This window comes from Streptomyces tateyamensis (assembly GCF_003205575.1).
Taxonomy (GTDB): domain Bacteria; phylum Actinomycetota; class Actinomycetes; order Streptomycetales; family Streptomycetaceae; genus Kitasatospora; species Kitasatospora tateyamensis.
On sequence record NZ_PYBW01000179.1, the window covers coordinates 6,177 to 11,314 of the forward strand.

Below are 5,138 nucleotides of genomic sequence, written 5' to 3' on the forward strand. Positions count from 1 at the left end.
GCACCTGATCGAGCGGCAGGGCCGCAGGGCGTGGTCCGGCGCGTAGAAGGCTGGTCCTCAACCGTTCCGCTCCGGCAGCGAACCGGGCGGCTGCCGGCGACCGATCCGCAGCAGGCGCCACCCCCAGGCGGGGCGGCGGCGCAGAGCCGTGGGTCAGGGGCAGGAGAGGACGGTGGAGGGGGAGGTGAGCACGGCGGAGCTGCGCCGCTTGGCGGCGGTGCCGCCCGGGCGCGATGAGGTGGGCTTCACGGGGTTCTCCTGCGGGTGGGTGGGGGCGCAGAGGGGCCATGCGGGGAGAGCGCGGGCAGACTACTGGTGGTGCGGTGGTGGACCGCGGCGGGTCATGACCGAGCTTCTGCGCGGACGGGCAGAGGACGCGGGCATCGCGGTACCAAGAGTGAGAGAGCGCTCTCTCGGTGAGTTTCGGGGCCGTTCTTCGCTGGCGTCAAGGCCCCGGACGACACTTCTTGCGCGGTCAACCCCTCCCCGCGGGGAACCCGCTGACGGGACGTGAGCAGCGCGGTCGGCGGGTTCGTGCAGCTCAGCGTGGCGCCGGGAAGCTTCGACCACGGTCCGGTGCCATCCCGTCGGCAGAGCCCGGAAATTACCGGGAACTCGACTGCCATCGCGGTACGGTTCGCCGGTGACTCATGACGACTACTTCGAAGAGCCGGTCGCCAAGCGATACGACGAGGCGCACGCACAGCTGTTCCAGGACGATGTCGTCACCCCTGCTGTGGATGTGCTGGCACACCTCGCCGGGGACGGCAGAGCTCTGGAGTTGGGCATCGGGACGGGGCGGATCGCGCTGCCGCTGGCCGACCGTGGCGTCCCCGTGCATGGAATCGAACTGTCCACCGCGATGGTGGACCAGCTGCGTGCCAAGCCCGGCGGCGACGCGATCAGCGTGACCATCGGCGACTCGCTACGGCGCGAGCGGACGGGTCGTTCTCGCTGGCATTCCTGCTCTACAACACCATCGTGAACCTGACCACGCAGGAGGCGCAGGTCGCCTGTTTCCGCAATGCCGCGGATCATCTCGAGCCCGGAGGCTGCTTCGTCGTCGAGGTGATGGTCCCAGAACTGCGGAAGATCCCTGCGGGTCAGAACAACGTCATGTTCCAATCCGGTCCGAGCAATGGGCATGGTCCGAATTCCACGTCGCCACTCAGGCGATGACCTGCCATTACGTCGCCACCGCCGAGGGCCGGGCCGGGTATCGGACGATCCCGTTCCGCTATGTCTGGCCTGCCGAACTGGACCTGATGGCCCAGTTGGCCGGCCTGAAGTTGCGCGACCGCTGGGAGGGCTGGGCTCAGACTCCCTTCACCGAGGACAGTGCTCAGCACGTCTCCGTCTGGGAGAAGCCGCTCAGCTGAGATTGCCGGCGCTCATGAATAATCCGTCGACTCCGTGCGGGTCTGTACAGCCAGCGGCTCTGGCCCGTATTCGGTGGTAGCGCTGTGTGGTGATCACGGGAGGAGGATGCGGTGGCGGAGTAGGGAGAGTCCGGCCCGGCCGTGCATCTGCCGCATGATCCTCTTGGTTCGTGTATTGACTGCCTTGGTGCGGCCATTGTGGTGCGGGAAGGCGAGCCCGGCGTCGACGGCGGCCCGGTCGAGTTCCAGGCCGTTCGTGAAGGAGTGCAGGTGGGGCGGGTCGGCGGAGCGAACTGACGCGATCCAGTCGGTGAGCTTGGCGGCATTGAGCTCGGCCGGCGTCAGCAGTCGGGCGAACTCTCCGGTCGGACAGGCGATTTCGGTCATCTCCAGGCAGGCTGGTGAGTTCTCCCAGCAGCGCACTGTCCTTGTCGCGCAGGTTCTCGGGTCGGGTGAGGAGGAGGCTGGCGAAGTGCTGCGGGTGACGGGCGCTGCGGGGTCCTCGGCCCGGCGCCGGCGCAGATGGTCGCGGTAGGGGCCGACGAGTGTGGACTTGTAGCGGGGTGCGCGCCCTGACCGCGATCGACCTGTTGGCCTGGACGCGACCCTGCTCTTGGAAGGCGAGTTGCCCCCCGCCGAACCAAGAGGCTCCGCTACCGCCTCCTGCACGCAGCCGCCCGGATCACCCGCGGAGCCCGTGGCCTACGGCTGCGAATGCAGCCACCTGGCCCGGGCGCCACAAACTGACCACCGCGTTCCACCGCTCGCCGCGAGCAATAGTCAAGACGTGTGGATCAGCTACTGAGCTTTAAGGTGTGGTGTCGTCGAGGGCTGACAGTTGTTTGGTCCGGCGGTACGTCTGTTGTGTGAGATATGCGCAAGAAGGCGGGTTGACCGCCGAGCGTAGAGCGGTGCGAGAGCAGCTGAGGATGGAGGCCGGTGAGCGGTTCGCCGTCGGCGACGACAATGCGGTGACCGCCAAGGAGGTGCGGGTGCACGTTGTCCGTAGTCGGCCCTACTCGGCGTCCTGTGCCTCGATCAGGTCGAGGTCGCGAACGCAGAAGCGGTGGTGCTCGAAGGTCTCGTTGAGCACCGTGCGGAGGCACTGCCGCACCAAGCGGCCCCGGGCGTACGGCGGCCAGACATCGTCGTCGGGCACCGGCGCCCGCGCTGCGAGCTGCACAGCAGTGACCTCGTCAAGCCAGGCCTCGAGCTCGGCAGCCTGTGCCTCACGCACGCTCACGATCTCATCCAGGGCCGGATCGAGCGACAAGTCAAGCCCGTGCGCTCCACGGTAGGGCTCGACGGTCGGCCCGATGCCCATCGGCGTGAACAGTTCCGTCGAGCCCAGGCAGCAGCGGCGGAACCACGAGTCGTGGACGAAGACCAGATGGCGCATCGTCTGCACCGCCGACCACTCGTCGTTCACGCTGCGGCGCTCGCTGCCGGGCGTACGGCGGATTCGCTCGATCGTGGCGGCCCAGCCGGCATGGAGCTGATGCGATGCCTCGCGCAGATCGGCAGGGTCCTCGGAGCGGATCAGCACCCGCACCGGATGACGCCGGTCGAGCTCTGCCTCGACGTACTCGGTGACCTCGACACCGTTCACCACGAGGTTGGTGATGAGCCCATCGATCACGGCATCCTGCATGACGACGCCGATCAGGCGTGCCCCGGTCAAGTCGCACTCGCGGAACTCCGCACCGTGCAGATCCTCATCGATATACCGCGTCATGGTCCGCATACTAGGTCCGGGCACCGACAAGCCAGCCTCCCCGGTTTGTTTTGGCCTCGGACCGGCTGCAGTTCCTCGATGGCGCCGTCCAGCTCGCTGCGCAGGAGCAGTGCCATCGCCAGGTCGGTTCGGGCTTGGGCAGCGATCGCTCGCGGCGTGGTAGTCGGGTCCCCCTGTGCGAGAAGTTCCAACGACCGCCGAGCAGACTTCTCGGCCCCGGCACCATCGCGCAGCAGCAACATCGTCGAGCTGTGCGACATCGCAACACGGTTGAGCGGAAACGCGAACTCGCCTCCGATGTCGTCGTGGATCTCGTCTCTCGTGCTGCCCCGATCCGCCAAGAACTGTCCGTCGAGCGGGCACTGCTCATGGCCGACCAGCTGGCTGCCACCGAACCTGCCGGGGCCGGCAGCTAAACGCCACCGCCCGACCCCGGCACCCGTGCCGTACTGCTACGGCCCGGGGCAGCACCACTGCGCTCCGGCCCCGTGCCGGGCAGTCGCCTGAGCCTTCGAAACGGCGCTCGCGCCGACCGGCAGGCGGCCGAGACTTGCTCCCGCAACCGATGACGCCGAAGAGACCATGACCTCCCCGAATACGCCAGAACCGTTATACCCCGAGTCGGCTGGACCCGCCTGCCCGTCCCTGACATGGGGGCTGATCGTGGCGGCCGCGTGCGCCGCCCAGGTCCCCGACCCCTTCGCCCTCGCTGCCGTGTTGCTGGGCGAACTGCCAGCCGCCTCGCCGCCCGCCGCGACGTGCCCCCCGACGGACGGATCCGGGCACGGCCCGGTCAGCCCACCCGGTCCGGCGGCCCTTGCCAGCACCGCGACCGAGCAACAGGCGGGCATGAACCTCGTTGCCTTGAGCGCCGCCGAGGCCGACAGCCGCAGCTCAGCCCGGCCTCGGGCGGGCTGGATCGGCGGGCTCGCGGCGCTGCTGATGGTCGCCGCCTCCTGCGAAGCCGCGTCGCTGGAGACGGTCCCGCTGGCTCCGAACCACACCACCGGCCCTGGCCAGGCCGGCGGCCGGCGCCCCGAGCCTGGCCTTCCGGCCGTTCTCGCAGGGTGCTGCCGACCGGCGGAGTCAGGAACGCAGGCGGACAGTGCCTCCGCCCCGCCGGGCGCCAAGGGGTGCGCGCCAGCGGGGGCGCCGCACCACCACACGATCCCGTACCTGCCGCTGGTATCCCTGCGGCCCGACAGCCCGGTCATTCCGGTCCGCGCCGCGGAGACGCGCCAGCGCACGGTGCCCCAGCTGTTCCTGTACGGGCGACCGCCCCGAGACGACGCACCGCTTCGCCCCGTCGCGCTCGGGCACCTGACCCACGAGCAGAGGTCCAGACCGATGCTCCCCGAACGCCTCGCCCTGCGCCACCCCGCGCCCCGCGATCTGGTCCGCGGCCGACCGCCGGCTGCTGCTCTGAGCCGCCTGCGCAGTCCTCGCGTTCCCGCCCCAAGTGGCTGACCTCGCCTACCAGGGACCCGGTACCTGCTCCCGGCCGGGCTGGCTCAGGCGATCGGAAGCGACAGCGCGCTGGCCGCCGCGGTAATCGCCGTGGCCCTGCGCTGCAAGCTCACCAGCATCGCCCCGCGGGCCGACGGGGTCTCGATCACCACGGTCGCCCTGGCCGCCGCGGTGATCGTGCTCTCCGCTCAGCAGCTCCTCGCGGAAGTACCGCTCGTCCTGCAGCTGTTCCTCAGGCTCGCAATCATCGCGCTGTTCACCGCCGAGGTGGCGCGCGCGGTCGGCCACCAGGAGCCCCGGCCGGCGCTGCCGAGTTGGCGGCGGGTTCGCAGCGGCTGCGGCATCGCCATGTCCTACCTGGGCATCCTGACGCTGGCCGCTGTCGTCGCCCCGGTGCTTGCCCAGCTGAGCACGGTCCCGGACCAGGCTGCCGAGCTCGGCCTGACCACCGTGCCGTGCTCAGCGCCTATGCCCGGCACCTGCTCGAAGCCGACTCGGGCACACGCGGGCGGAAAGACACCCAGCTGCTCCCGCAAGCCTGAGTTCCACAGTTGGTG

General features: G+C 69.6%; 4 protein-coding genes and 3 pseudogenes. 5 read left to right on the forward strand and 2 right to left on the reverse strand.

Features of this window, described 5'->3' with window-relative positions; all coding sequences use genetic code 11:
* Window positions 1–643 precede the first annotated feature (643 nt).
* Window positions 644–1,379 (forward strand): annotated as a pseudogene (locus C7C46_RS31475) (class I SAM-dependent DNA methyltransferase).
* Window positions 1,380–1,472: 93 nt separating this feature from the next.
* On the opposite strand, the gene C7C46_RS37780 reads toward C7C46_RS31475, so the two are convergent.
* Window positions 1,473–1,766: a transposase gene (locus tag C7C46_RS37780; protein ID WP_181442640.1), complete on the reverse strand. Its 294-nt coding sequence runs from the start codon at window positions 1,764–1,766 to the stop codon at window positions 1,473–1,475.
* Between the two features lie 191 nt (window positions 1,767–1,957).
* Here C7C46_RS37780 and C7C46_RS37785 point away from each other — a divergent pair.
* A pseudogene (locus tag C7C46_RS37785) lies at window positions 1,958–2,191 on the forward strand (hypothetical protein); the annotation flags it as partial.
* A 54-nt stretch (window positions 2,192–2,245) separates the two neighbouring features.
* Window positions 2,246–2,374, forward strand: a pseudogene (locus C7C46_RS37790) (IS630 family transposase); the annotation flags it as partial.
* A 20-nt stretch (window positions 2,375–2,394) separates the two neighbouring features.
* Here C7C46_RS37790 and C7C46_RS31490 read toward each other — a convergent pair.
* A complete protein-coding gene (locus C7C46_RS31490; RefSeq protein WP_181442641.1) occupies window positions 2,395–3,114 on the reverse strand; it encodes a DinB family protein in 720 nt (239 codons plus the stop codon).
* A gap of 251 nt (window positions 3,115–3,365) precedes the next feature.
* On the opposite strand from C7C46_RS31490, the gene C7C46_RS35500 reads away from it, so the two are divergent.
* A complete protein-coding gene (locus tag C7C46_RS35500) occupies window positions 3,366–3,530 on the forward strand; it encodes a hypothetical protein (RefSeq protein ID WP_181442642.1) in 165 nt (54 codons plus the stop codon).
* Between the two features lie 1,141 nt (window positions 3,531–4,671).
* Window positions 4,672–5,138: hypothetical protein (locus C7C46_RS31500; RefSeq protein WP_146259292.1), on the forward strand; the 467-nt coding region annotated here is incomplete at its 3' end.

Excerpts from the sequence above, each read along its gene's own strand:
- C7C46_RS37780 (WP_181442640.1), bottom strand. The coding sequence starts at position 1,766 with ATGACCGAAATCGCCTGTCCGACCGGAGAGTTCGCCCGACTGCTGACG.
- C7C46_RS31490 (WP_181442641.1), bottom strand. The coding sequence starts at position 3,114 with ATGACGCGGTATATCGATGAGGATCTGCACGGTGCGGAGTTCCGCGAG.